Source organism: Allorhizobium sp. DMC15 (assembly GCF_056314065.1).
On record NZ_JBQUZB010000006.1, the window covers coordinates 145,387 to 170,447 of the forward strand.

Consider the following 25,061-nt stretch of genomic DNA (forward strand, 5'->3'; position numbering starts at 1 on the left):
GGCTTCATCTCGACATCCGGCGCGTGACAAGGCAGGCTGGACGTCCGGTGATCCTTGCGTTGGATCGGGCCAGACGCCACGGTATGATCGCCGGCAGTGGAGGAAGTGGCATGTACGCCGTTACGGTTCTCGACACAGCAGCCCTCTCGGCTTTTCGAGCGGAACACCCGTGGCTTAACTTTCCCGAATTCGTCTCCGAAGTGAGTGTCTATTTCGACGACAACGGGGGGCCGACACGGCTCACAGCTATCAGGGCGGACGCCGAAGGCTCGCTGGTGCCCGTCGATGTCAGCGGCTTCGGCGTAGACACCATTCTGGCACTGGTGCGCTATGCACCGCAGGGAACGCAAGGTTTCGAAGACTGTCCCGAGGAGAAGCAGGTCTGGGCCATTCTGGAAGATCTGCCGGTGTCCGACGATACTGTTCCCCTGGACGAGGTTGAGGCCGCACGGGCCTCAATGCTCCAGGAAGCCTACAAGATTTTGCGGGCAGTGACCGTCAGTAAGTTGGAAGCCCTGCTCTCGTGCGTGACAGACGATCGGGAAGTCCAGCGTCTGCAGGCCTCGATCTCATCCCTTCCTGCGTCCCTCGACATGGTGGAGGATACGCACAAGCCGCATTTTCTCGAAGTCGACCTCTGGCGTCTGGTTGCGGTGTTGCGTGACGAACTGGCTCTGCCGGCCGACTACGAACTGTCCGATGAACCCGACGATCCCGGTCTGAGCCGTGACCTCATCGATCAGGCAGAGGCGACAGCCTTATCCGGGCCGGTCATTCAGGCGCTGTTTGAACTCTCTCCCGTTGCCTTCTCCATCTCCAGCATCGGCCAGCGCAATTCCCGCTATGTGCGGGTGAACCAGGCCTATCTCGATCTCATCGGCAAGAGCTGGGACGATATCCGTGGGAGTGAGATGGTTGCCTCTGGTGTGGTCGCTGGAAATGAGGCGCGTGCCGAGCGGTTGAAGCTTCTGGATCGCGATGGCGGGTACAGCGGTCAGCGTGGACAAATTCACGGGGCCGACGGCCAGGTGATCGATGTGATGATCTCTGCCCGGCGGATTTCCGTCGCCGGGCAGCTCTATGATTTCGAAGTTCTGACGCGGGTCAACCAGACCTGATGACGAGTGCTTATGGCGCCCGGCGAAACAGAGCGAAGGAGCGTGCTTCCATCAGAAAGCGCGAGGCTTCGGCTGAAGTATCGCCCGTCCGTTCCGGGTCAACGGTGGTCAATTCCAGTTTCCAGTCTCCGCCGGTCTGTGGCAGAGTGAACTCCATGTCTTGATCGACAGGATTGAACAGCATCAGCACCTCGTGCCAGACGCCTTCTTCGGGATCGAGATCCTGCCGCAGCAGTTTAAGCGCAAGCGGATTGCCGTCCAGCCAGTGCTCCGGTTTCTGTGCGCCGCCGGTCATGTTGTACCAATCAATGATCATGCCGTCCCGCCAGTTTTCCCGACGCAGGAGCGGTTGCGCCTTGCGAATGGCAATCAATCTGGCGGTGAAGTCCCGCAATGCTTCACAGGACGGGGGCAGGTTCTCCCAATGCAGCCAGCTGATTTCGCTGTCCTGACAGTAGCCGTTGTTGTTGCCCATCTGGGACCGGCCAAACTCGTCACCGGCAAGCAGCATCGGGGTGCCATGCGAGAAGAAGAGGGTCGATAGAAAGTTGCGCTTCTGGCGCTCGCGCAGGGCATTGATGCCTTCGTCTTCGGTTGGCCCCTCGTGACCGTAGTTGTGGCTGCGGTTGTCGTTGTGCCCGTCCTTGTTGTCCTCACCGTTGGCATCGTTGTGCTTCTGGTCGTACGAGACGACATCGTTGAGGGTGAAGCCGTCATGGGCGGTGATGAAGTTGACGCTCGCCCAGGGACGTCGTCCGCGCAGATCGTAGAGGTCGCCCGACCCCAGGAGTCGAGCGGCAAAGTCCGGCGCGCAGTTGTCGCCGTTCAGCCAGTATTCGCGGGTGGAATCGCGATACTTGTCGTTCCATTCGGCCCAACCCGGCGGGAAGCCGCCAACCTGATAGCCTCCGGGACCGATGTCCCAGGGCTCTCCGATCAGCTTTACGTTGGAGAGCACCGGATCCTGGGTAATGGCATCGAAGAAGCCGCCGCGCTGGTCGAAACCCTCCGGCTCGCGACCAAGAATAGTGCCGAGGTCAAAGCGGAAGCCATCGACATGCATCTCGTCCTTCCAATAGCGAAGGCTGTCGAGAACCATCTGCAGAACGCGTGGATGGGATGTGTTGACCGTGTTTCCGGTGCCGGTGTCGTTGATATAGTAGCGATGATTGTCCGGCAGGGTGCGGTAGTAGGAGAAATTGTCGATGCCCTTGAACGAAAGGGTCGGTCCGAGTTCGTTGCCTTCGGCCGTGTGATTGTAGACGACGTCCAGGATCACTTCGATACCGGCATCATGGAAAGCCCGGACCATGTCGCGGAAACCGTCCATGCCCTTTGGCCCGTAGTACCGGCTGGCCAGGGAGAAGAAGCCGATGGTGTTGTAGCCCCAGTAGTTGCGCAGTCCCTTGTCGAGCAGATGGCTATCGTCTGGAAATGCATGGACCGGCAAGAGCTCGACCGAGGTGATGCCGAGGCTCCTGATGTAATCGACTGCAGCCTTGTGCCCCAGACCTTCGAAGGTGCCACGCAGCTCTTCCGGGATTGCGGGGTGGAGCTGGGTGAAGCCTTTGACGTGTGTTTCGTAGACGATGGTCTTCGCCCATGGTACGGCGGAGAAGCCATTGGTCGTCTGATTGGCGGTCGGGTCGACCACCCGGCACTTCGGCATAAAGGGCGCGCTGTCGAGGTCGTTGAAGGTCAGGTCCTTGTCTTCGCTGTCGAGGTCATATCCGAAGTGGGCCTTGTTCCAGTCGAAGTCCCCAACGAGTTCCCGGGCATAGGGATCCAGGAGCAGCTTGTTCGGATTGAAACGATGGCCGTTTTCGGGGTCGTAAGGACCATGAACTCGGTAACCGTAAAGCTGGCCGGGTTTCACGTCTGGCAGATAGGCGTGCCAGACCTCATGGGTATATTCCGGCAGGGTGATCCTCGCCGTTTCGATCTTTCCGCTGTCATCGAACAGGCAAAGTTCGACCCGCTCGGCATGGGCGGAGAAAAGGGCGAAGTTCGTGCCTTTCCCGTCGAAATGGGCGCCAAAGCGATGCCAGTCTCCGGCTTCGACGTGGAAATGCTTGCTGTTGGTGTCCATGAAATCCTCGGTGTGTGGGAGCGATCCACGTAAAGCGACGGGACAGAGCTTTGTTCCGGCATTGCGAGCGGAACTATCGCAGGCGGTTGCGGTTGTTTCAGTCCCATCGTCCGAATTGCGAGGATCACAAGATGCCAGCCAAGTCCAAAGCGCAGCAAAAGGCCGCCGGTGCCGCTCTCGCCGCCAAGCGGGGAGAGGTGAAGAAGTCCGCACTGAGGGGGGCATCCAAAAGCATGGAAAAAAGCATGAGTGAAAGCGAACTCAAGGCGCTGTCCGCGACAAAACGCAAAGGCAAACCCGAACATGTCGAGGACAAAACGTGATGCAGCAACATGAGGAATTGGCTGGCAAAACCGCTCTTGTGACCGGTGCCGGGTCAGGGATCGGCCGGGGAGCTGCACTCAAGCTCGCGTCACATGGCGCTTATGTTGGACTTCTCGGGAGAACCGAGGAAGAGTTGACCAGTACCCTCTCTGAAATTCGGTCCGCCGGCGGAGATGGTTTGATCCTAGTCGCCGATGTGAGTGATGCCGTTGCCATGGAGCAGGCCTTTGCAACGCTTCTGTCGGAGCGGGACGCGTTGCACATGGTGGTCGCCAATGCGGGAATTAACGGCACCTGGGCGCCGATCGACGATCTGAGTCCCGAGGAGTTCGACAAGACCATCGCGATCAACTTGCGGGGCACCTATCTGACCCTCCACCACTGTGTAAGGCATATGAAGGCGACGGGCGGATCCATCGTGGTCATTTCCTCCATCAATGGAACACGAACATTCACCACACCGGGCGCCACGGCCTATTCCGCGACCAAGGCCGCTCAGCTGGCGATGGTGCAGCAACTCTCTCTGGAGCTGGGCCGACACGGGATACGGATCAACGCCGTCTGCCCGGGGGCAATTGAAACCAGCATCAATGACAACACGGCCTTGCGTGGCCGCAACGAGACGGAAATTCCGGTGGCTTTTCCGGAAGGGGATATTCCTCTTACGGGCGGCGAGGCGGGGACGATCGAGGAGGTGGCAGAGGTGATCTACTTCCTCCTTTCTCCCGCGTCTCGCCACGTGACCGGCACGCCCATCTGGGTCGATGGCGGGCAGAGCCTGCTGCGTTAAAGAGCAACGTGAGATCTAACGATCGTCACCAGTCGTCGGAAGCCGTTTCTCGAGAAGATTGACGAGCCATAGGACCGTCAGGGCGAAAACGGTCGCGATGAGTCCGATCTGCCAGAAGCCTAGTCCGCAGGAAAGGCCAATCGAGCCTGCAAACCAGAGGCCGGCTCCGGTGGTCAGTCCCGTGACCCTTCCTTTCGCGTAAACGATCATGCCGGCGGCCAGGAAAGCGACGCCGGCAGTAACCGCTTCAACCAGACGTAACGGGTCGATCCGTACTTCTTCTCGGTCAAACGCAGGATGATGCGCGATCTCAATCGTCAAAATGGCAACGATCGCCGCCGAGAGGCAGACCAAGATGTGGGTCCGCAAGCCTGCGGCGTGGCTGCGCCATTCCCGTTCAAAACCGATCGCTGCACCGCAGGTCAACGCGATCAACAGGCGAACAACGATGGCCGAAAGGTCGAGCGTCGTCTGCGTTCCGAAATCGGTCAATTCCTGCGGCATCGTCAGTTCCAAGAAAGGGCCGATTACAGAGAAGCCAGGGGCCTCAGCCCTCAGGCTTTCTGATCATGAGCTGCTGTTGACGTATAGGTAGAGGAGACCGGGTCGCTGGCCGGGAATGTGTCTTCAAGGCCCTCTTGAAGATTGCTGCCGGATCTGCGGCTCTCTTGTTCCTGCAGCAGGCTTTCCACGGCATCGCTCGGCTGTTCGTCCGCAGGAAAGCCGCCATCTGGCGAATCCACTGTTTCGCTGGAGAGGCCGAAGTTCCCGGCCTGCAAGAGGATCACCTGGGCCTTTTGCAGCGCATTCTCGCGCGTGAGAACGCCACTCTCTGTCTGCGCCATAACCACCGATACGCGTTCGCCGCCATCGCCTTCAAATTCCACCGTAAAAGCGGGGTCAGAGCCTGTCGGTTCGTGCACCTTGGTTCCTACGATCTGCATGGACGTTCTCCCGTTTGTTTCGACGTGAAAACGCAGGCATGGCAGCGTTGTTCCATGGGTTTGGCAGTTGCTGTTGGAGAGCCGATGGCATCCGGCTCGCATGCCACTCATCTTAACCTGTTGTTTACCATGATGTTTAGCAATTTAAGAAAAACTGAACAAAGGTCGTCTCGACGCGTTTGGGTCGGACAAGGAGAGCGAACATGCGACAGGCACTAGCGATCGACACCATTCTCATCGTCGAAGATGATGTCTTCATTTCCATGGACGCGGCGGACGCCGTCTCGAAGGCCGGTGTTGCCGTCATTACAACAGAGACCGTGCGGGATGCGCTGGAGATCCTCGACAGCGAACATATTTCAGGCGCGATTCTTGATTTCCAGGTGAAGGATGGGGCCGTGACGCCGATCGTCCAGAAACTAAGGCAGGCCGGAATTCCCTTTCGGATCGTCTCCGGTTCGGCGATCAGGGAGATCGAGGCCAATGGCATTCCGGAGGAATTGTGCGCCTCCAAACCGGCGGATTACCGCAAGGTGCTGACGTCCCTCATGAGAGAGACGCCGAGCGGCCGGTTCCACGGACGCCACTGATCGAATTCAGCGCTTGGCCATCAGGCGTTCCAGCGTCCGTTCGACCACGTCCACCATCACCATCGTCTGGTGATCGACCTCTATGTTGAGATCGTCGCCGACGCGGTAGTCCGGGAACGTGGTCTGGCGCAACGTCTCGGGGATCAAGTTGATGGTGAATACATTTTCGTCCGCCTCGGCAACTGTGAGGCTGGCACCATTTACGGCAAGATAGCCACGCTTGAAGACGTATTTTGCCCACTCGTCCGGGACCTCGAAGCGAATGAATGCACCGGGCATGTCTAGTTTCGCAGCCACCAGTTTCGCCGTCGTCGCGATATGACCAGCGATGTTGTGGCCGCCATTTTCGTCAGTGGGCTTGGCTGACCGTTCGAGGTTGACCCGATCGCCGGCATTCAGCTTACCGAGATTTGTTCTTTCCAACGTCGCATCCATGGCATCGAAGGTGACTTCCGTTCCGGTCATCGAGGTCACTGAGAGGCACACACCCTCGACCGAGACGCTCGCTCCAATCTGGAGCTCGTTCATCAGCCTGTCCGGAAAGCGGATGTGGAATGTCGTATAGCCGTCGTGACGGACGACATCTTCGACGGGGGCGACTGTCTGGACGATACCGGTGTACATGAGCAATTTCCTTGAAAACTTGCCGGAAGGTAATGCCTGCGTCGGCAAAGACAATCCCCGAAGGGCGATCACAGCGTCCCCATTTGATGAACGTGCCGGAACAGGTGTCACATGACGGTGGTTTGCTAGCACATGCTGCTTTCGCTGCGGTTGCCGTCCGCCAGGTGATCGGATTAGATTCGTGTCGATGCCGGGCCACCTCTCGCTTCCGCCCATGTGACCAGATGGATTTCATGCCAAAAATTCTGTGCCTTGCCCTTAATCCTGCAATCGACATTTCCAGCGATGCCGACGTCGTTCGGCATACGCATAAGACCCGAACCCACAACCAGCAGCAGTTTCCGGGTGGCGGCGGGATCAATGTGGCGCGTGTCATTGCCGCGCTCGGAGGGACATGCGAACTCGCCTTTCTCTCGGGTGGCGCCACTGGCAGGTTGCTCGAGGCGATGTTGCAGCCGTTGCCGATCGTGGAGCGACCCTTTCCGATCCATGATCCCGTGCGTGTGGCCTATGCCGTCCACGAGACCTCAACCAATCTCGAATACCGGTTCGTTCCCGAAGGGCCTCTGGTGACGGAAGCCGAATTGGAGCCGGTGATCGACGCCGTGTGTGCCAGCGATGCCGACTACATCGTTGCCAGTGGCAGCCTGCCGCGCGGGGTTGCCGACGATACATATGTGCGGCTCGCGGAGGCGGCGAAAGCGCGAAATGCGCGGTTCGTGCTGGATACGTCCGGGTCAGCTTTGGCGGCTGCCCTGTCATCGGCGCGTATGTTCCTCGTCAAGCCCAGTCTCGGCGAACTTGAGGCGATCGTGGGCGAGCCATTGGGGCACGAACGGGTCGGGCCAGTGGCACAGGACTATGTCCGGCGTGGGGTGGCTGAATACATGGCCGTCACGTTGGGGGCCGACGGGGCTGTGCTGGTCTCGGTCGACCGCATCATCCGAGTTCCAGCGATCAAGGTCCCGGTAAACTCGGCAACGGGTGCCGGCGACAGCTTCGTCGCGGGCATCGTCTGGTCCTTGGCCGAAGGACAGGATATCGAGCACGCTTTCCAGTTTGGGCAGGCCTGTGGGGCTGCTGCCGTCATGACGGCAGGGACTGAACTTTGCCGTCGCGAAGACGTGCTGCGGTTGGTTGCTGCCGCAAGACAGTAGCGTTGCCGCACGCATCTGGGCTTTTTGCACGCGAACGTGCACGTGGGGAAAATGCACCCAAAGCGGCATTATTACTTGTCAGAAAAGTTCAAGTTTAATATGGGAGGGGGAGCGCGGGTGCCTGTCGTATCCGCTTATTTCAGCACCATCTCATAGGGAGCTCCCAATGCCTTCCATCCATTCGGGGCCTTCGATCTTGCGCGTCGGTGTTACGTTCGCAGCGCTTCTCATGGCTTCAGTCGCCCCGGCCCAGCAACCTGCCGGCGGTGCTCTGCCTGCAACCATCGCTTCGCAGCCTGTTGCTCAACAGGAGACAAATATCATTGCGCCGCCGTCAGCCGCTCCAGGCGCCGTCGCTGCTCCAGCTCCTGCACCCTCAGCGCCCGTCAGCGTTGTAACCCCTGCCGCAGAGGCTGCTACAACCATGTCGTCACCGGCGAGTTCGGAAAACGCTGCACCGGCTGAGGTCGCTCCTGCTGCTGCACCGCCAGAGCCGGGACAGCCGCCTGTTGCCGCATCATCCGCAGACGCGCAGCCCGCTGACGTCGTTTCGTCCAATGATGCGCTTCCACATGACCTGTCACCGATCGGCATGTTCATGGCCGCTGACTGGATCGTTAAAGGCGTCATGCTGGCGCTGGGGTTTGCGTCGCTCGTGACGTGGACCGTGTGGCTTGCCAAGACACTGCAGCTGTTCGGCGCGCGCACGCGCGCCACGCGCGGCCTCAAAGCGATCGTGAGGGCGAAGAGCCTCGGGGACGCGCTCGCCGTGCTGGAAAAGCGGGGTGGCGTGGTTGCTTCCATGGTGCGGGCCGCCCAGCATGAAATGATGCTCTCCGATGGCGCGATCGATCGCGCCGGTGGCGACGGTGTGAAGGAGCGCGTCGCCTCTGCGCTCGGTCGGATTGAAGTGCGCGCCGGACGCCAGATGTCCAAGGGTACGGGTGTGCTTGCGAGCATCGGCTCGACGGCTCCCTTCGTCGGCCTGTTCGGCACGGTTTGGGGCATCATGAATTCCTTCATCGGCATTGCCGAAACCCAGACCACCAATCTGGCCGTCGTCGCCCCCGGCATTGCCGAGGCACTTCTGGCCACGGCCATCGGCCTCGTCGCAGCCATTCCGGCTGTCATCATCTACAACGTGTTTGCGCGCTCCGTCACGGGATATCGACAACTGGTATCCGATGCCGCAGCCGGGATCGAGCGTCTGGTGAGCCGTGACCTCGACTTCCGCAAGAGTGCGCTGTCGGTTCGGGTCAGCAATCTGCAGGCAGCGGAGTAAAATCATGGCCGGCGGCATTCGCGACACCCAGTCGGGCGACGACCTGGCGGAGAACCACGAAATCAACGTCACGCCCTTCATCGACGTGATGCTGGTCCTCCTGATCATCTTCATGGTGGCCGCGCCGCTCTCCACCGTGGACGTCAATGTCGATCTGCCTGCATCGACGGCGAAACCGGCCGAACGACCGGATGAACCGATTTACGTCACCTTGAAGGACGATATGAGCCTGTCGCTGGGCAACGAAACCGTGGCTCGCGAGGCGCTCGGCGCGTCGCTCGACCGGATCAGCGAGGGCAACAAGGATGCGCGCATCTTCCTGCGTGCGGACAAGACGGTCGACTACGGCAAATTCATGGAAGTCATGAACCTGCTGCGGGACGCCGGCTACCTCAAGATCGCGCTCGTTGGACTTGAGAGCCTGCCTGCGCCCCAAGGGGCCGCGCAGCCAGAAACTCAGCCTGCTGCGGAGCCGCAACCATGAGCGAAGATCGGCGGTCTACGGGACGCGTTCTCGGCGAGTGGCTGCTGTGGACAACGGCCGGCGTGCTGGTGGTGACGGCCCATGCCGGTGCTGTTGCCTATCTTATGCGTGAGCCCATGGTTGCCATGGAAGACAGTGGCCCGCCACCTGCCATCATGATCGAGCTGGCGCCCGAGCCGGAAGCCGTCCTGACCGACGAGACGGAGGTCTCGACGGAACAGGTTGATGCGGAGGAGGTCAAGACCGCTTCCAGCGAACCCTTGCCGGACCCCGTCGAACCTCCGCCTGTGCAGCCGCTGCCAGAGCCAATCCCGGAACCGGAGCCTGAGCCGGAAGTCACCGAGCAGATCGTCGAGCCGCCGCCCGTTGTTGAACCTGAACCTGAGCCTGAGCCTGAGCCCGACCCGATCGAGGAGGTCGACCCGGTGGAAGAGCTCGTAATGGCGCAGCTCGAAAATGTCGAAGTGCCGATCCCGATGGTGCGGCCTCCGAAACTCGACCCAAAGATCGAAAAGCCTGTCGAGCCCAAGAAGAAAACCGTCAAGAAGCAACAGGCGCCGGCCTCGCAGGCTGCACGCCAGGCTAAGGCTGAAGTGGCGCAGGCCGACCGCAATGCCGCAGCCGTTTCCAGCAGCGGCGCGGGGCGCAGCGTATCGCCGGCCAAGTGGCAATCGCGGCTGATGTCACATCTCGAGCGTCGGAAGCGGTACCCTTCAGAAGCCCGGAGCAATCGTGAGGAAGGGACGGTCTATGTGCGGTTCCGGATCGACGATGCAGGCAACGTGTTGTCCGTTTCGCTGTCTCGCTCATCCGGATCGGTGGCACTCGACAATGCGGTGGTGGCGATGGTGCGAAACGCCTCACCGGTGCCGGCACCGCCGCCCGGTGTTAACAAGACAATTACGGCTCCTGTAAGGTTCAACCTCCGCTGATTGAGCGGAGGGAAGCCTTTTTTCACTTCGAGCTGGACGAGTGATCTTCGAGAATAAAGGGCCGGCGGATCGTCACCGGCCCTTTGCGCTTTACTCAATATCGAACTTGACGCCCTGCGCCAGCGGCAGGGTCCGGCCGTAGTTCACTGTATTGGTCTGGCGGCGCATGTAGGCCTTCCAGCTGTCGGAGCCGGATTCACGGCCGCCGCCGGTTTCCTTTTCGCCACCGAACGCACCGCCGATTTCCGCGCCCGAAGGGCCAATGTTGACGTTGGCAATGCCGCAATCCGAACCACGATCGGAGACGAAGGCTTCCGCCTCGCGGATGTCGTTGGTGAAGATTGACGAGGAGAGGCCTTGCGGCACATCGTTGTTCAACGCCAGAGCGTCGTCGAAGTTGGCATACTTGATGACATAGAGGATCGGCGCGAAGGTTTCCTCAACGACCGGGCCGCACTGTTCCGGCATCTCGACGAGAGCGGGACGGACGTAGTAGGCCTCAGCGGACTCGTCGGCGCGAACGCGGTCGCCGCCGTGCACCTTGCCGCCATTGGTCTTTGCGGCCTCAAGTGCATGCTGCATACGGTCGAAGGAGCCCTTGTCGATCAGCGGGCCGATCAGGTTGCCGGCTTCCAGCGGGTTGCCGATCGTGACGGAGCCATAAGCCTTGATCAGGCGCGGGACCAGCGTGTCGTAGACGCTTTCGTGCACGAAGAGACGACGCAGCGTGGTGCAGCGCTGGCCGGCCGTGCCCATGGCAGCGAAGGCGACGCCGCGCAGCGTCAGGTCGAGATCAGCGGTCGGGCCGACGATGGCCGCATTGTTGCCACCGAGCTCGAGGATCGAGCGGCCAAAGCGGGCTGCGACACGCGGGCCGACGGCGCGACCCATGGCGGTCGAGCCGGTTGCCGAGATCAACGGGACCTTCGGGTGATCGACGAGGATCTCGCCGATGTCACGGCCCCCAATCAGCAGCGTCGAGAGGTTTGCAGGTGCCTTGCCACCCTGCGCATTGTAGCGCTTCACGGCCTTCTCGAAGATTGCCTGGGTGGCGATGGCGGTGAGTGGGGTCTTTTCCGACGGCTTCCAGATCGTCGCGTTGCCGCAGACAAGTGCGAGAGCCGCATTCCATGACCAGACGGCGACGGGGAAGTTGAAGGCCGAGATGATGCCGGTGACGCCGAGCGGGTGCCAGGTTTCCATCATGCGGTGTTCGGCGCGTTCGGTCGCGATCGTCAGACCGTAGAGCTGGCGCGACAGGCCGACGGCAAAATCGCAGATGTCGATCATTTCCTGGACCTCGCCGAGGCCTTCGGAGGTGATCTTGCCGACCTCGATGGAAACGAGGCGGCCGAGCTCGGTCTTGGCGGCGCGCAGCTCCTCGCCGAGCAGGCGGATCAGTTCGCCGCGCTGCGGGGCTGGCACGAGGCGCCATTCGAGGAAGGCGTTGTGGGCAGCGTCGATCGCCTTGCGGGTTTCGTCGGCCGAGATTTCGGCGACAGCGGCGATGGTTTCGCCATTGATCGGCGAGCGAACCGAAAGCGTGCCGCCGGTGAGCGCCTTGGCGTCGACGCCGAAGCTTGCCATCAGCGATGCCGTTTCGGCGGAGAATTTCAGATTGGCGAGGGTCATGATGGTCCTTCCCGTCAGGTCTACCTGGTTCTTGTTCGTTTAAAATCGTGCGCCGGCCAGATGCGCCACCTGGGCGCCCGCCTCGTACCACGCTTCCTTCAGGCTGCGGAAGGCTGGCGCTTGTGGATCGGTGAGCGGCAGGGGCAGCTCATCCTCGGAGATCTGGCCAAGGATATGGCTTGCAATCGTCTTTCCGAAGACAGTGCCCGGCGAGATGCCGCGTCCGTTGTAACCTGAAAAGCCGATGACGCCTGGTGCAAACTTGTGGAATCGCGGAAGTGCATTGGTCGTCATGCCGATCTGGCCATACCATTCGCTTTCGAAGGCAATATCACCGATCTGCGGGAAGATCGCCTTCAAGGCACGCTGCGCCCAGGCGCGGTGGATGGTGAGCCCTGTGCCGCGCAGGGCGCCGACACTGCCGAAAACCATGCGGCCGGCCTTATCCATGCGGAAGGAGGACAGAACCTCCTTGGTATCCCAGCAGCCCTGACGTTCCGTCAGGATCGACTTACGCAAATTGTCGCTGAGCGGGACGGTGGCGAAGTTAAAATAGGGCAGGTGCACCTGTTCTTCGCGCACGGCGGCGAAGGGGCCGTGGCTATAGGCATCGGTTGCCACGACGATCCACTTTGCCTCGACGCTGCCTTCGGAGGTCTGGACCTGCCAGCCATCCGCCGTTTTGGCGTAGCTTTCGACCGGGCTTGCCGTATGGAGAATTGCACCGGCCTTTGTCGCGGCATGGGCAAGACCACGGGCGTAGGCGAGTGGCTGCAACGTGCCGGCCCGGCGATCCAAAAGCGAACCCTGATAGGCGGAAGTACCAATTTTGTGTTCGGTCTCGGCTTCGTCGAGCAGTTCGACCGGCGCACCGCGACGCTGCCACTGCTCCGCTCTGGCCTCGATTTCCTTGCGGCCGGCAGTGCCGACGGCGCAGTGCAGCGTGCCCTGGCGTTCGAGCTCGCATTCAATACCGTGGCGGTCGATCAGGTCCATCACCGTCCGGGGCCCGTTGCCGAGCAGGTCGAGTAGCCTTTCGCCGTAGACGGGGCCGAGCTCGCCCGGAAGATCGTCGGGCATGACCCACATGCCGGCATTGATCAGGCCTACATTGCGACCCGCACCGCCAAAGCCGATCTCTTTTGCCTCCAGGAGGATGACGCTGGTGCCCGCTTCAGCAAGGTGCAGTGCTGCGGAAAGACCTGTGTAGCCGCCTCCGACGATCACTACATCGGCTCTGGCAGCCCCTTTGAGAGACGTCGTCTGCGGTGCAGCCGGCGCCGTCTTTTCCCAAAGACCGTGGGAGCGCGGATCGTCTAGCATGATGTGGCCTCAGGGCTCTCTGAATGGTGCCGGGAAGGCTTCTTCAGGCATGTCTTGCCGCCCGATATCATTCCGCCCCGTACAGTCTTGAGATTTCTAGAAGAGCGTTCTACGCCATTCCAACGATAAATTCTCAAGAGATCATTCCAAAAAGGCATGACCATGCTTGCTGCTCGTCGATTTCTGCCGTCTTTGTCGCTGCTCACCGCTTTCGAGGCCGCGGCGCGCACCGGAAGCATTACTGCGGCCGCGCGGGAACTCGATCTCACGCAAAGCGCCGTCAGTCGGCAGATCAAGGCGCTGGAGAGCCAGCTGGGCGTGGACCTATTTCTGCGCGAGCGTCAGACCATCCGGCTGACAGTCGCGGGGGACAGCTATGCGAGAGAGATCCGGGAGGCGCTTCGACGTATCTCCAGTGCCTCGCTCAATCTGAGAGCCAACCCCCATGGCGGCACACTCAATCTCGCTATCCTTCCGACATTCGGGGCACGTTGGCTCGCACCCAGGCTGGGCCGGTTCCTTGAGACCCATGCTGGTATCACAGTCAATCTGGTGACCCGGCTGTCGCCTTTCGATTTCCGTCTCGATTCCATCGACGCGGCGATCCACTTTGGTGACGCGGTCTGGCCAGGCGCGGAACTGGCTTTCCTGATGCAGGAAGAAACGCTGCCGGCATGCAGCCCCGATTTCAAGCGCGCTCACGGCATTCAAACGCCTCAGGACCTGCTCTCCGTCCCACTCCTACATCTCACGACACGGCCGGATGCATGGGAGCGCTGGCTGACGGAGAACAATGTGGCTTTTGGAAGCGTACACGGCATGCTGTTCGACCAGTTCGCCACAGCGTCGCAGGCTGCTGTCGGTGGGCTCGGTGTTGCACTGCTGCCGACATTCCTCATCCGCGAAGAGTTGAAACGTGGAGATCTTGTTGCCGCGGTCAACCGGCCCATGCAGAGCGCGCAACGATACTACCTGGCCTATCCCAGGGAGCGGGCGTCCTACCCGCCGCTGGTCAAGTTTCGTAGCTGGATCGTTGACGAGCTGGCGCGCGAGATGGCCGGCTGATCATCACGCAATTGTGCCGGCCGCCGCAAGCGCAACCGAAAAGACGAGGTGTGTGGCGTGATGCAGCGTCTGGTCCAGGCCCAGCATCCACCAGTAACCGCTCTGGTCTGGCGTCAGCCGTAACCGGAGTTGAAGGAGCGATTTGCTGCGGTCAATGGTGGCATGGACGATCAGGTCGATCAGTGCCAGCCATAGAAGCGAAGGCGCCAGAAGCAGGCAAATCACCAGGGTTGCCGCAGCATGCACGGCGACATGTGCCGCAAGCGGAAGGAGCCAGCCATTTTGCTGCTCCTTGCCTTTCGCCATCCAGCCTGTCTGGAGAATGAAATCCGCGATGAGCTGCTTGGCGATAAACAGCGCGACGGCCCAGATCAGCACATGGGCTGAGAGTTGCTCGGGTATGGTGGGCATGCGCGTTCCTTCGAGGTGTCCTGGCTGTAAGGATAGACCACCCGATCAAAGGCTGTGAAGCAGCCATTTCATAGACCCAGTTTTGGGCTTTTCATATCCTTGCAGCACCAAGACCGATTTGTCGGCCCCGCTTAGCGAATTTGAAGGAATTGAGGATCACCGGTCCCCCACTTCACCAGCCTTCCGAGAGCACCTTTTCAAGGGTTTCCACGAAGAAGTCGGCACTCTCCCGCGACAGGCAGAGGGGGGGCTTTATTTTGAATACGTTAAGATGATCGCCGGTCGGTTGCATGATGACGCCGAGATCCAGGAGCCGGTTGCAGATCGCCGCCGTCTCTTCTGTCGCTGGTTCCAGGGTCTCCCGGTCGCGCACGAATTCAAGCCCGAGGTAAAGCCCCATCCCGTGGACGGTTCCGACCAGCGGGAAGCGCTGTCCGAGCGCTTCGAGCCGCGTCTTCAGATAGTCTCCGATGTCCCGGGCGTTTTGCTGAAGATCCTCCCGCTGCATGATGTCGAGCACGGTCATGCCGACGACGCAGCTGACGGGGCTGCCGCCGGCGGACGAGAAGAAGTAACCTTCACGCTCGAGACTGTCTGCCACTTCGCGGCGCGTGATGACCGCACCCAGCGGCTGTCCGTTGCCCATCCCCTTTGCGATCGTGATAATGTCGGGGACAACGCCCTGCTGCTCAAAGCCCCAGAAATAGTGGCCGAGACGGCCATAACCGACCTGCACCTCGTCGGCGATACAGAGACCGCCACGCTCGCGCACCATGGCATAGACCTGTTGCAAGTAACTCGACGGAAGCGGAATGCCGCCGGCATTTCCGTAGACGCTTTCCGCAATGAAACCGGCCAGTCCCTCGCCTCGTGCTTCGAGCTCGGCAATGGTGTTGGAGACTGCCGCTACATAACCCTCCGTCGCGTCCGGGCCGCGGAACTTGCCGCGATAGGTGTTCGGCGACAGAACGGGATGGACCCAGTCCGGCCGGGTTTCCAAGGCGCGCGGGTTGTCGGCGATGGAGGTGGAGACGGCGTCACTGGCGACTGTCCAGCCATGATAGGCTTCCAGCAGGCTCAGGATATTGCGTCGGCCACTATGCGCCCAGGCCAGACGCAAAGCGAGATCTACCGCTTCGGAGCCCGAATTGACCAGGAACACTGTGTCCAAGCCTTCTGGAGCCAAGGCCGCAAGTCTGTCGGAGAAATCCGCGACGGCACTGTAGTGAAAACGCGAATTCGTGTTGAGGAGCGACCACTGTCGTGCGACGGCTGCAGCCAGGGTCGGATGCCCGTGGCCGAGAATGCTCACGTTGTTGACCATATCCAGATAGGCACGGCCGTTGACATCAAAAAGATGCTCCTTCCAGCCGCGCTCGATCTGTGGAGGGGTCGCGTAGTAGTTCTTCTGCGGTTTGGCGAAGCTCTTGCTTCTGCGTTTCAGAACAGCCTCGCTCTGCGGCGCGGGCGCGTCGATGCCGATCCCGAGGAGACGGGAAGGCGAGGGGCAAAGCTGGCTCCAGATGGCACTTTGGTGTGGTTTGGCAAAGAGGGGCGGAATAAGGTCCGTATCGCGGCACAGCTGTATGCGTAGCCCGCCGATGCCGCCGGTAGCGCCCGCAACCTGGCCGATGCTGTCGCCGGCCGAAAGGCTTGCGCCGTCTTCAAGGCCGCATTCTATGCCATCAAGATGCAACGCCAGATTGGTCGTTGCGAGGATCAGATGATGGCCGTTCCGTCTCAGTGTCGAATCGAAAGGCGCGACGGCCTGCGTTCCGCTGGGCAGGCACATATCGATGTGGAGCGCAAAGGTTGCCGGCGCACGCTGGGACAGCGGGCGAGTGTACGATAGCCGGTATTCCCCATAACGGGTGGAGGAGAAGCCGGTTTCCATCGCCGCGCGGGCGAGGAGCTTCCAGTCTACCTCCTGATCCGCCCATGCGTCGGCGACGAAATCCGGACTGGTGACGCTGAGGTCGGTCAGACGCAGGTTCTCCGGCGTCACGTCCGGCAGCATGGCGGTGGTCACGTTCAACTCTTCGGTTTTTGCGAGACCAACGGCATCGAAAATGGCGGCTTCCATCAGTGAGTAGGGGACGGAAACGGCGGTGTCGAAGATTTCGCGTTCATGTGCCGCATTGCCCAAGACGTACTCGTTGTCCGGGTCGATCGACAATTGCTGCTCGCTGCTGGCCACGAGCACGCCCGCACGGGCAACGATCAGGGGCCAAAGGGCAGTCAATTCTGCATGCGTGAGTGGATAGCGTGCATGGAATGCTTTCACAGCGGGAAGGATGCAGAAGGGGTCGCCGTCCGCGTGGTGCAGCAGGGCCGCGCAGGCAACCGCAAGATCGGCGATGAGCCAGCCATACATCACGTCGCCGAAGTCGATGACGCCGACCGGCATCAAGCGCTGTCCTGATTCAGACCGGGCGACGATGTTGTCGTCGGTGACGTCGTGATGAATGGCGTGGAGCCGCAGTTCTGGTGCAACGGTCTGCAGGCGCTTGACGGCGACGATCATCGCCTTGGCGATGCGGTCCCTCGTGGCCTGATCTTCTACAGATTTCAGAAGGTGCAGAGCGACCGGTCCCGCGCGACGCAAGTCCCACTGCAATTCCCGTTCAAGGCCCGGGTGCTTGAAATCCCTAAGCCCCAGCGCGACACGCGCAGTTACGTCACCAAGGGCAGAAACCTGTTCTTCGGTCAGGAACTTCTGCCGCGTGAGCGGTTGACCGTCGAGGAACGTCAGGACCCGCAACCAGTAATAGCTGCCTTCGATTTCACATTGGGGAATGTATTCGCCGGTGAGCGTCGCAATCGGCTCCGGAATCTCAAGGCCAAGAGCCAGGCTGCGCAGGTGCATCATGGCCTGATTCTGCGCCTCGAGCTCGGCATAGGGATATTCGGCTCGAGTGACCTTGAGAACGAAACGTTCGGGCCCGGTATCAATCAGGAAGTTGCGATCCTGCTGGCTGCCCAGTTCGCGAAGCTCGCCATGGAAACCATAGAAGTCGCTCAGGATGGTCTTGGCGTCCGCAAGGGTGACGTGCGGACGCGAGAGCTGTGTGCGCTGAAGAAGTGCCGAGTCAGCCATGAACGGTCCCCCATAGAATCATGGCGGCGACATTATCCAGACCCGTGTCAAGCGTCCATCCCGCGAGCAGAGGCGCTTTGCAATCCGACCGGATTTGCTCAGCCCATTCGCTCCGATGCATAAGAACCAGGGCTTGCCGGGAAGACGACCGTGCGGTTGCCGTTGATGAAAGTGCGGTGATGGATGTGCGCATGGATGGCGCGTGCCAGAACCTGGCTTTCGACATCCCGGCCGATGGAAACATAGTCGTCCGCCGACTGCGCGTGGGTGATGCGTGCCACGTCCTGCTCGATGATCGGACCCTCGTCTAGGTCAGCGGTGACGTAGTGCGCCGTCGCGCCGATCAGCTTCACCCCGCGCTCGAAGGCCTGCTTGTACGGGTTTGCGCCCTTGAAGCTCGGCAGGAAGGAATGGTGGATGTTGATGATCTTGCCCGACATCTTCTGGCACATCTGATCCGACAGGATCTGCATGTAGCGGGCCAGCACGATCAGTTCCGTGCCGGTCTGCTCGACGATGTCCATGATGCGAGCCTCGGCCTCGGGCTTGTTGGCCTTGGTGACCGGAATATGGTGGAAGGGGATATCATGGTTCACCACGACCTTCTGGTAGTCGAAGTGATTGGAGATGACGCCAACGATCTCGATCGGCAATGCACCAATCTTCCAGCGATAGAGCAGGTCGTTGAGGCAGTGGCCGAAGCGCGAGACCATCAGCAGGACTTTTTCCCGCTTGGCGGCGTCGTAGAGGTTCCAGGTCATGCCGAAGCGCTCGGCGACCGGCGAGAAGCCCTGTTCGATCTTGGGCTGCGCGGCGCCTTCCTCTGAAATGAAGGAGACGCGCATGAAAAACTGCCCTGTGTCGAGATCGTCGAACTGGGAGCTGTCGACGATGTTGCAGCCCTGCTCGGCCAAATAACCGGAAATGGCGGCGACGATCCCACGCGTCGACGGACAAGACACTGTCAAAACATAGCTCTTCATCGGTTCTCTTCTCCCTGCGGCACTGCCGCGCGTCTCTATCGCATTTGCGGCATCTCGAAAAGCGCCGCCCTTGCAACCGGTTGTTTGCCAAGTGGAAGATCGCCCGATGCCAACCGCATCTCGCGTCCGTCGGCGACCGCCCGCTTGTTTCTGGGATGCGAGATTAGGCGAGAAGGCGGAAAACTCCGTTCCCGTTGCGTCTTCCAACGACGCATCCCCGTCGTCCGTGGCTGGCCGTGCTGTGATTTAGGGTCAGGAGATGGTGTGACCCGTGCGACTACCGAGATGGCGGACTGTACCGGTCGGTTTCGCGGAGAGGGGAGCGTTTGGGCGGGGTATGAGCCGGATGATACGCGTGTGCCCTGGAGCCAGGTGGAACCAGTCGTCGTCGGGCACATGGTTCTCAAATTCGAGATGCACCGACTGCGCGAACTGAGTGGCGACAAGTTCGAGCTGCCATCCTCCGTCCATGGCGGTCAAACTGTGTTCGAAGCCAGCCGGGTGTAGCGCTTTGGTGCGACCGAGCGGAAAATGGAAGGCTTCAGCCACCAGGACGCCGTCGGCGGAGACAAGCCTTGCAACGGTCACATCATGAGATGGGGGACCGAAGCGGAAGGCATAGGTACTGTCGAAAAAAGCGCCGAAGAGATCTGTTGCCGCCAGTTTGACCGTCTGTCGGGCATCGAGGGCAAGATCGCGGTTGCCCTTCACGACCACATGGCGTCCGTCGCGAAGACAGGCGACTTCCAGATGGACGGTTAGCGCGGACGCGGCCTCGTTTGCAACATGGATCGCCAGGCCGCTGGTGCCTTCATCGGTCAAAACCACCTGAAGCGGGCGGAAGGCGCGTTTTAGTCCAAACCAGACGGGTTTCGCTTCGCCGGTGGCGTCGATCACGCCCCAGCCGGGTCCTGGTTCCAGATCCTGGAACGTCCACACAAGGGCTCCCCGACAGGATGAGCCGGTCCGGCGCCACTCGGCATAGGTCTCCGTGACCACTTCTGTTGTAACGGCCCTGGAGAAGTCGAGATAACGGTCCGGTTCCTGACGGCGCAGGCGAGCCGGATCGACGTCGTAGAGGGCCTGAAGGTAATGGTCGCGCACATCCTCGAAATCCCAGGACGCGCCGCGGTCGCGGGGTACGCGCGCTTTCCAGCGAGGATCATGGACGGGGGCTGCCGGCAGGTATTGGTCCAGGGTGCGCTGCTGCGGAATATGCGCGAAGGCCAGGCACTCGGCAGCAAACCGCACATTGGCCCGACGCGCGTCTTCGAGCGGTCGCTGATAGGCGCCGACGCCGTAGTAGTGGGTAACGCCTTCATCGGGCGAGAAAGGCATGGCGCCGCCCGAGGGCGAGTTGGCCACATAGGCGCAGTCGGGCCGCCCCTCCTTGGCCAGACGGGCGAGGGTTTCCTGGAAGAAAGCACCGTTCCATGCGGACTTCGGCAGGCCGAGCATGGCTCCTTGCTGGAAGACTTCGCTGCCGCCGCAAATGACGGCAAGCGAAGGATGCCCCTGAAGCCGTGCGAGGAGTTCACGCACTTCACTTTCGACCTTCATGCCGAATGTCTGCTCGGCGAAGGGATAGTCGAAATTCGCCAGCATCAGGTCCTGCCAGACCAGGATGCCGAGGTGGTCGCAGAGGCGAAAGAACTCTTCGCTCTCGTAGGTCATGGTTCCGCCAATGCGGATCATGTTCATGTTGGCCTCTGCAGCCATGGTCAGCCACGGGGCGTAGTCTTCGGCTGATCCGGACAGGCGCATAATATCGGCATTGGTCCAGACGGCCCCCCTGCAGAAGACAGGGACGCCGTTGATCCTGAGGCCGAAGCCTCCGCCATCATCGTCATGATCCACTTCGATGCGGCGAAAACCGATGAGCCCGAGGGAATGAACGCGGCCATCGACCGAGAGCGTCAGATCGTGGAGGTTGGGTCTGCCGTGGGTTCGCGGCCACCAGGGTATAACACCGGGCAGGTCCAGCCTTGCCTTGAGGAGACCGTTTGCGTCCGGTGTCAGGTCCGCGCTCCTGCCGCAGCAAAGGATGGCCGAGGTATGATCTCCATCGATGCGGAGGCGAACCGCCAGTTTGCCAGTCCCGAACTCGTCAAGATCCGCCTCGATCGCGAGATCCGTAACCCTGTCCTTACGCGGGCGGATCAGCAGGATGGGCCGATAGGGACCCACTGCGTGGATCTCCGGACACCAGCCTGGCATATGGCCTAGGGCTGTTGTGCGGATGAGCCTCAGGCCCTGGTGGTCGAACAGTTGCGGGCGCCAGCGGGCGCGGGGGCCGCGTTTTTCGAAATGGGGCCGAAGCGCGCGAAAGCAGATGGCGACATCGTCATGTCCAGTGAGGTCGAGCGGAACGTCGAGGCCCTCGAACATGCTGTCGCTGGTCGCCTGCAGTATGCCGTTGACATAGATCTCGGCAATTGTTGCAAGACCTTCGAAACGAAGGATCGCCGGTCCCGGTGTTTCTCCGTCGAGGGATCGGAAGTACCAGGCATCCTTGTCATGCAAAGGATGGGGATCATGACGGTCGAACAATCCTGCGTCCGCGAGCGCGCCCGCCACCGTACCGGGTACAGGGGCGGGGATGCGGGCCGCGGGGCGATGGATCCCAGATGGCTCGGCATGAGCGCCGGCTTCGGTGACGAGGAGCGTCCAGCCATGGTGAAGGGGGCGAATGTCCGCTCCCGGATAGATGGCTCTCGTCATGCGTCGTCCCTCAAATCAGCCTGCTTTGCTGCCGATATCATCCATCAGCCGGTCCCAGGCCGCAACAGCCGGATCCAGTGCTGAGGCAAGGGGGTCGAACTTCTTGCGAGTGATGGCGCGCGCCAATTGGAACTGTACGGTCTTGGCGCTTTCGCTGATCTTCAAGGCATCTGCAATCGCGTGTTCATAGCTCGCCTTGTCGAGCCAGGCCAGGTGGCTGGCGAGCAGCTCGAAATTGGCGCCGAATTGCCTGAGTGTGTTGAAGGCATATTTGTGGAAATAGCCGAAGGGACGATCGGCAATGGCTTCCACCTGGGTGGGGAATACTGCCGCAAAGGCGGCAATCGGGTTGCCATGCGGTCGCCGGGCGACGTGCCGCTTCAAGAGCAATGATGCGGTCTCCCGCTGATGCGCCAACGTCATCTGCCGGTCAGGAAACTTTACGAATTCCGTATAGGGCAGGAAAGGGAGGCTGCCTTCCGGCTGGTCAAGCTGGAACACGCCGTCAAAATCAGCGCCCTCCACCCTGAAGAAGCCGCCATTGTGGAAGTAGTCCATGCTGCGGCCTGCGAGATCCAGCCGATTGATGCCGACCGTCGTCTTTCCGTGCTCCTGATGGTAGCCGACCCCGTGGGTGTCCGGCATGAAATAGCTGTCCATTTCGACCAGGCACAGACGGCCGCGGCGGATCTGCTCCGCCACATGCGCCTCGACGCGGTCGAAGATCGCGAGTTCCGTGACGCGGATGTCGTAGAGGCTTTCGAGATCTTCCAGGGGGACCTTGAAGAAGGTGAACTGGTCGCCTTCGAAATCTTGGGTGACGGTGAAGCCCAACATGGCTTCCGGACTCAGTCCCCGTGCTGACAAGACCTCGATCCAGAGGTCGACGTAGCAATTGGTCTCCGGCCACATGCGTTCGCTGGAATGGAGCGCATGTGGCGCGTAGGCGGCTGGATCAAGCCCGGGAAAAACTGCCGTCATCACGCGCTCAGCCCCAGAGCGTGTTGCGAACGTGTTCGGGCCACTGCGCGACATCCAGGCCGTGTTGAGCGAAGAGCGCGAGCGCGATCCGCTCCAGACCGAAGCCAACGCAAGCGGTGAAGGCGGTGGAGCCGTCGGCGAGGGTAAGGCCCCACTTCTGGCCAAAGGCATCCTGGTGATAGTTGAAGCTCATGCAGGCCGTCTTGTTGGCCTGTGAGGTCACCGGAATGAGAAGCTCGAATTTCAGGTTCTGGTCGCGCTGGTTGTTGGCCATCAGCCGGCCTGCGCGGCCGAAGAACGGGTCATTCGCCACATCGATCTCCACGTCGAGGCCGATCGACTTCATCATCTCGACGCCACGATCCATCCAGGTCTGGCGGAAAGTCGTGACATGCGCTTCGGTGCCCATGCAGACATATTCGCGCATGCGGAACAGCTGCTGGCGCGCCGGGTCCTGCGACGGTTCGTGACGGAAACAGTAGGATTGCAGGTCGAAGAGGCCGCCATCCATCGAGATCGGGCCGCGCTTGGCAACCGTCGGATAGAGCGGGTAACAGGCTGCCGGCGTCAACGTGATGTCCGTCGCCTTCTGCTCTTTCGTCCAGTCTCCGCCTTCCTCCATGCATTGCAGCAGGCTCATGTGGTCGTGGTCGTTGCCACAGAAGGAATGCACGGTCCCGGCAAGCTGCGGGAAGCTTTTCATGTAGCCGCTGGCCTCGAAATAGGCGCGGTTCATGCCCGGAGGAAAACGGATCGCTTCGGCGCCATCACCACCGCCGACACGGTCGATCAGTCGTTCGAAGGCCGCAATCACATCTTCGAACTGGCCGCTTCGGCCATAAAGGCCGTCCACACCGGTCTCGATCAGTAGACCGCTTTCGAAGAGGCGGTCGAGAAAGCTTACCTGCATATCCATGTCCGTTACCCCAACAATCCGGTTTCTTGTTTATGGACGAGCAGCATCGTCGACGTGTTGCCGAGAATGCGGTCGTTGGAAATCATCAGTTCTGCCGAATGGGCATCGCGCAGATGGCGGCCCAGGCTGAACGGGGTGCCGTTCTTGTAGCCCATGATGCCGCAGATCCTGAGCGCCTGGTTGATGACAGGCAGGATCATCTCGGAAGAGGCGATCTTGACGTTGTTCATGGCCACCGCAAAGCCCATCGAGGAAAGGCGGTCGTGGTCGTGCAATGCCTGTTCGTACGACACCAGTCCGGCTTGGATATTCGACCGTATGACCTGAAGCTGGCTCGACATTTCTGCGAGCTGGACGAGGCCGGGAGGCTGTGTGCCGGGCGCCTTGCGGGCCGCGGTCCGTACGAAGGTCTGGGCCTTCGTGAAGGCATCGACGGCAATGCCGTACCACAGGGCGCTCCAGAGCAGGTGCGAGTTTGCAAGCATCGACTGTGCGGCGATCTCTGCAAACGGTTTCGGGAGGATCTGGGCGGCAGGCGCTTCTCCCTTAAACAGGAAGCCGTCCGAACACGTGCCGCGCATGCCCATGGTGTCCCAGACATGGGTCTGTTCCAGCGTGTATTGGCCCTTCAGGAAAACCGTCATCACCTGGTCAGACGGAGGCGCATCCTTGTGGGCGCGGGACGTGATCAGGATCGCGTCTGCCTGCTTGCCGTATGAGATGACGGTCGCGTCCTTTTCCAAGCGGCAAAGATTGCCCTCGACTTCGATGGCGCAGATCGAATTTCGGAGATTGCCGCCTATGCCGCCTTCGGTCGTGGCCGATCCGAGCAGCAGTTGCTCATCGCAGACCTGGCGCATGAAGCCGCGGTGCCATTCGGCTTCGGTTCCATGGGAGACCAGGCTCGATACCTTGATCTGGTGCATCGCGAAGATCATGGCGCTTGCAGCGCAGGCCTGTGCAATGATTGTGCAGAGTTCGGCGATCTCGGAGGTCGAGCGGCATTCACCGCCGCAGTCCGTCGGGATCTGGATGCCGAGCAGTTTTTCGGCCTTCATCGCCGCGATGGCTTCCAGCGGGAAGCGGCCTTGTTTGTCGACGTCGTCGGCATAGACGGCAGCGATTGCCGCAACACGCGTGGCGCGGGCCTTCAGGCTCTGGTCCGCCGATTTGCTCGAGAGGTCCATCAGGCGACCTCTCTGTCCTTGAGAATGATCTGTACCGTTGCCTCGATGGCCGCGATGCTGGCGAAGGACTTTCGGTTGAGCAGGTGGTCGGGGAATTCCATGTCGAAGGCTTCTTCCAGACCGAGCATCAACTGCACCGATGCAAAAGAGGAGAGGCCGGCGGCATAGAGGTCCGAGTCATCGGCCAGCGTATCGACCGCTACGGGCAGACCACCCAATTTCGACAGAAGCGTGCGAATGGTATCGTTCATCGTTCATCCCTCTCAAGTCGTCGCTCGAATTTTATTGAGCGATTTCTTACAGAGGAAAGACGAAGTTTTCACTAAAGAATTCGGTAAAATTCTAAGTTTCTCGGCTGCTGTAAGGTCTAATATCTGCCTTTATTGCCAATTCATCCGGATTTACCAGGTT

Annotated in this window: 23 protein-coding genes; 9 read left to right on the forward strand and 14 right to left on the reverse strand. The window is 60.7% G+C overall.

The features are described 5' to 3' along the window. Positions 1-110: 110 nt before the first annotated feature. The gene (locus ACT53S_RS21905; protein ID WP_476068575.1) at positions 111-1,118 is read left to right on the forward strand and encodes a diguanylate cyclase; all 1,008 of its coding nucleotides are present in this window, start codon (positions 111-113) and stop codon (positions 1,116-1,118) included. A 10-nt stretch (positions 1,119-1,128) separates the two neighbouring features. On the opposite strand, the gene glgX is transcribed toward ACT53S_RS21905, so the two are convergent. Then, entirely contained in the window at positions 1,129-3,207 is a 2,079-nt protein-coding gene (gene glgX / locus ACT53S_RS21910) for a glycogen debranching protein GlgX (RefSeq protein WP_476068576.1), read from the reverse strand. A gap of 131 nt (positions 3,208-3,338) precedes the next feature. Here glgX and ACT53S_RS21915 point away from each other — a divergent pair, with 131 nt between their 5' ends. Together ACT53S_RS21915 and ACT53S_RS21920 are read left to right on the forward strand one after the other, a co-directional pair. Continuing rightward, positions 3,339-3,530, forward strand: a complete 192-nt coding sequence (locus ACT53S_RS21915; RefSeq protein ID WP_142071229.1) for a DUF3008 family protein — start codon at positions 3,339-3,341, stop codon at positions 3,528-3,530. Next, positions 3,530-4,321 carry an SDR family oxidoreductase gene (locus ACT53S_RS21920; RefSeq protein ID WP_476068577.1) on the forward strand — a complete coding sequence of 264 codons (792 nt, stop codon included), beginning with the start codon at positions 3,530-3,532 and terminating at the stop codon, positions 4,319-4,321. The genes ACT53S_RS21915 and ACT53S_RS21920 overlap by 1 nt, the downstream gene beginning before the upstream one ends. 15 nt (positions 4,322-4,336) lie before the next feature. Here ACT53S_RS21920 and ACT53S_RS21925 read toward each other — a convergent pair whose 3' ends face one another. Continuing rightward, positions 4,337-4,825 (reverse strand): MgtC/SapB family protein, encoded by a 489-nt coding sequence (locus ACT53S_RS21925; RefSeq protein WP_113379113.1) that lies wholly within the window; start codon positions 4,823-4,825, stop codon positions 4,337-4,339. A 50-nt stretch (positions 4,826-4,875) separates the two neighbouring features. Next, entirely contained in the window at positions 4,876-5,265 is a 390-nt protein-coding gene (locus ACT53S_RS21930) for a hypothetical protein (RefSeq protein WP_476068578.1), read from the reverse strand. A gap of 203 nt (positions 5,266-5,468) precedes the next feature. Between ACT53S_RS21930 and ACT53S_RS21935 the strand changes: the two genes are divergently transcribed. Beyond that, positions 5,469-5,855, forward strand: a complete 387-nt coding sequence (locus ACT53S_RS21935; RefSeq protein ID WP_142071221.1) for a response regulator — start codon at positions 5,469-5,471, stop codon at positions 5,853-5,855. A 6-nt stretch (positions 5,856-5,861) separates the two neighbouring features. On the opposite strand, the gene ACT53S_RS21940 is transcribed toward ACT53S_RS21935, so the two are convergent. Then, positions 5,862-6,479, reverse strand: a complete 618-nt coding sequence (locus ACT53S_RS21940; RefSeq protein ID WP_113379116.1) for a riboflavin synthase subunit alpha — start codon at positions 6,477-6,479, stop codon at positions 5,862-5,864. A gap of 233 nt (positions 6,480-6,712) precedes the next feature. On the opposite strand from ACT53S_RS21940, the gene ACT53S_RS21945 reads away from it, so the two are divergent. From ACT53S_RS21945 to ACT53S_RS21960, 4 genes are all read left to right on the forward strand, one after another. Next, on the forward strand, positions 6,713-7,636 hold the full coding sequence (locus ACT53S_RS21945; RefSeq protein WP_476068579.1) for a 1-phosphofructokinase family hexose kinase: 924 nt from the start codon (positions 6,713-6,715) through the stop codon (positions 7,634-7,636). 229 nt (positions 7,637-7,865) lie between these two features. Continuing rightward, the gene (gene exbB / locus ACT53S_RS21950; RefSeq protein ID WP_476068603.1) at positions 7,866-8,918 is read left to right on the forward strand and encodes a tonB-system energizer ExbB; all 1,053 of its coding nucleotides are present in this window, start codon (positions 7,866-7,868) and stop codon (positions 8,916-8,918) included. Positions 8,919-8,922: 4 nt separating this feature from the next. After that, positions 8,923-9,402, forward strand: coding sequence for a TonB system transport protein ExbD (exbD, locus tag ACT53S_RS21955; RefSeq protein WP_476068580.1), 480 nt, complete (start codon positions 8,923-8,925; stop codon positions 9,400-9,402). Further along, complete coding sequence (locus ACT53S_RS21960) at positions 9,399-10,334, forward strand: energy transducer TonB (protein ID WP_476068581.1); 936 nt, start codon at positions 9,399-9,401, stop codon at positions 10,332-10,334. Before exbD ends, ACT53S_RS21960 begins: the two co-directional genes overlap by 4 nt. Positions 10,335-10,424: 90 nt before the next feature. Here the strand turns inward: ACT53S_RS21960 and amaB are convergent, their stop codons facing one another. Next, positions 10,425-11,966, reverse strand: a complete 1,542-nt coding sequence (gene amaB, locus ACT53S_RS21965; RefSeq protein WP_476068582.1) for an L-piperidine-6-carboxylate dehydrogenase — start codon at positions 11,964-11,966, stop codon at positions 10,425-10,427. Between the two features lie 39 nt (positions 11,967-12,005). After that, positions 12,006-13,289, reverse strand: a complete 1,284-nt coding sequence (locus ACT53S_RS21970) for an NAD(P)/FAD-dependent oxidoreductase (protein ID WP_476068583.1) — start codon at positions 13,287-13,289, stop codon at positions 12,006-12,008. A gap of 162 nt (positions 13,290-13,451) precedes the next feature. On the opposite strand from ACT53S_RS21970, the gene ACT53S_RS21975 reads away from it, so the two are divergent. Further along, positions 13,452-14,354 carry a LysR family transcriptional regulator gene (locus ACT53S_RS21975; protein WP_113379151.1) on the forward strand — a complete coding sequence of 301 codons (903 nt, stop codon included), beginning with the start codon at positions 13,452-13,454 and terminating at the stop codon, positions 14,352-14,354. A 3-nt stretch (positions 14,355-14,357) separates the two neighbouring features. Here the strand turns inward: ACT53S_RS21975 and ACT53S_RS21980 are convergent, their stop codons facing one another. The 8 genes from ACT53S_RS21980 to ACT53S_RS22015 form a co-directional block, all read right to left on the reverse strand. After that, the gene (locus tag ACT53S_RS21980) at positions 14,358-14,765 is read right to left on the reverse strand and encodes a DUF3307 domain-containing protein (protein ID WP_476068584.1); all 408 of its coding nucleotides are present in this window, start codon (positions 14,763-14,765) and stop codon (positions 14,358-14,360) included. Between the two features lie 172 nt (positions 14,766-14,937). Next, positions 14,938-17,862, reverse strand: coding sequence for an aminotransferase (locus ACT53S_RS21985; RefSeq protein ID WP_476068585.1), 2,925 nt, complete (start codon positions 17,860-17,862; stop codon positions 14,938-14,940). 98 nt (positions 17,863-17,960) lie between these two features. Beyond that, the gene (gene purU, locus ACT53S_RS21990) at positions 17,961-18,845 is read right to left on the reverse strand and encodes a formyltetrahydrofolate deformylase (RefSeq protein WP_113379124.1); all 885 of its coding nucleotides are present in this window, start codon (positions 18,843-18,845) and stop codon (positions 17,961-17,963) included. Between the two features lie 252 nt (positions 18,846-19,097). Next, positions 19,098-21,566: a glycosyl hydrolase 2 galactose-binding domain-containing protein gene (locus tag ACT53S_RS21995; protein WP_476068586.1), complete on the reverse strand. Its 2,469-nt coding sequence runs from the start codon at positions 21,564-21,566 to the stop codon at positions 19,098-19,100. A gap of 15 nt (positions 21,567-21,581) precedes the next feature. Beyond that, positions 21,582-22,547 carry a DUF1839 family protein gene (locus tag ACT53S_RS22000; protein WP_476068587.1) on the reverse strand — a complete coding sequence of 322 codons (966 nt, stop codon included), beginning with the start codon at positions 22,545-22,547 and terminating at the stop codon, positions 21,582-21,584. Between the two features lie 7 nt (positions 22,548-22,554). Continuing rightward, positions 22,555-23,463 carry an amino acid--[acyl-carrier-protein] ligase gene (locus ACT53S_RS22005; RefSeq protein ID WP_476068588.1) on the reverse strand — a complete coding sequence of 303 codons (909 nt, stop codon included), beginning with the start codon at positions 23,461-23,463 and terminating at the stop codon, positions 22,555-22,557. A 5-nt stretch (positions 23,464-23,468) separates the two neighbouring features. Next, positions 23,469-24,650 (reverse strand): acyl-CoA dehydrogenase family protein, encoded by a 1,182-nt coding sequence (locus tag ACT53S_RS22010; RefSeq protein ID WP_476068589.1) that lies wholly within the window; start codon positions 24,648-24,650, stop codon positions 23,469-23,471. Beyond that, positions 24,650-24,901: an acyl carrier protein gene (locus ACT53S_RS22015; RefSeq protein WP_113379129.1), complete on the reverse strand. Its 252-nt coding sequence runs from the start codon at positions 24,899-24,901 to the stop codon at positions 24,650-24,652. Before ACT53S_RS22015 ends, ACT53S_RS22010 begins: the two co-directional genes overlap by 1 nt. Between the last annotated feature and the right edge of the window lie 160 nt (positions 24,902-25,061).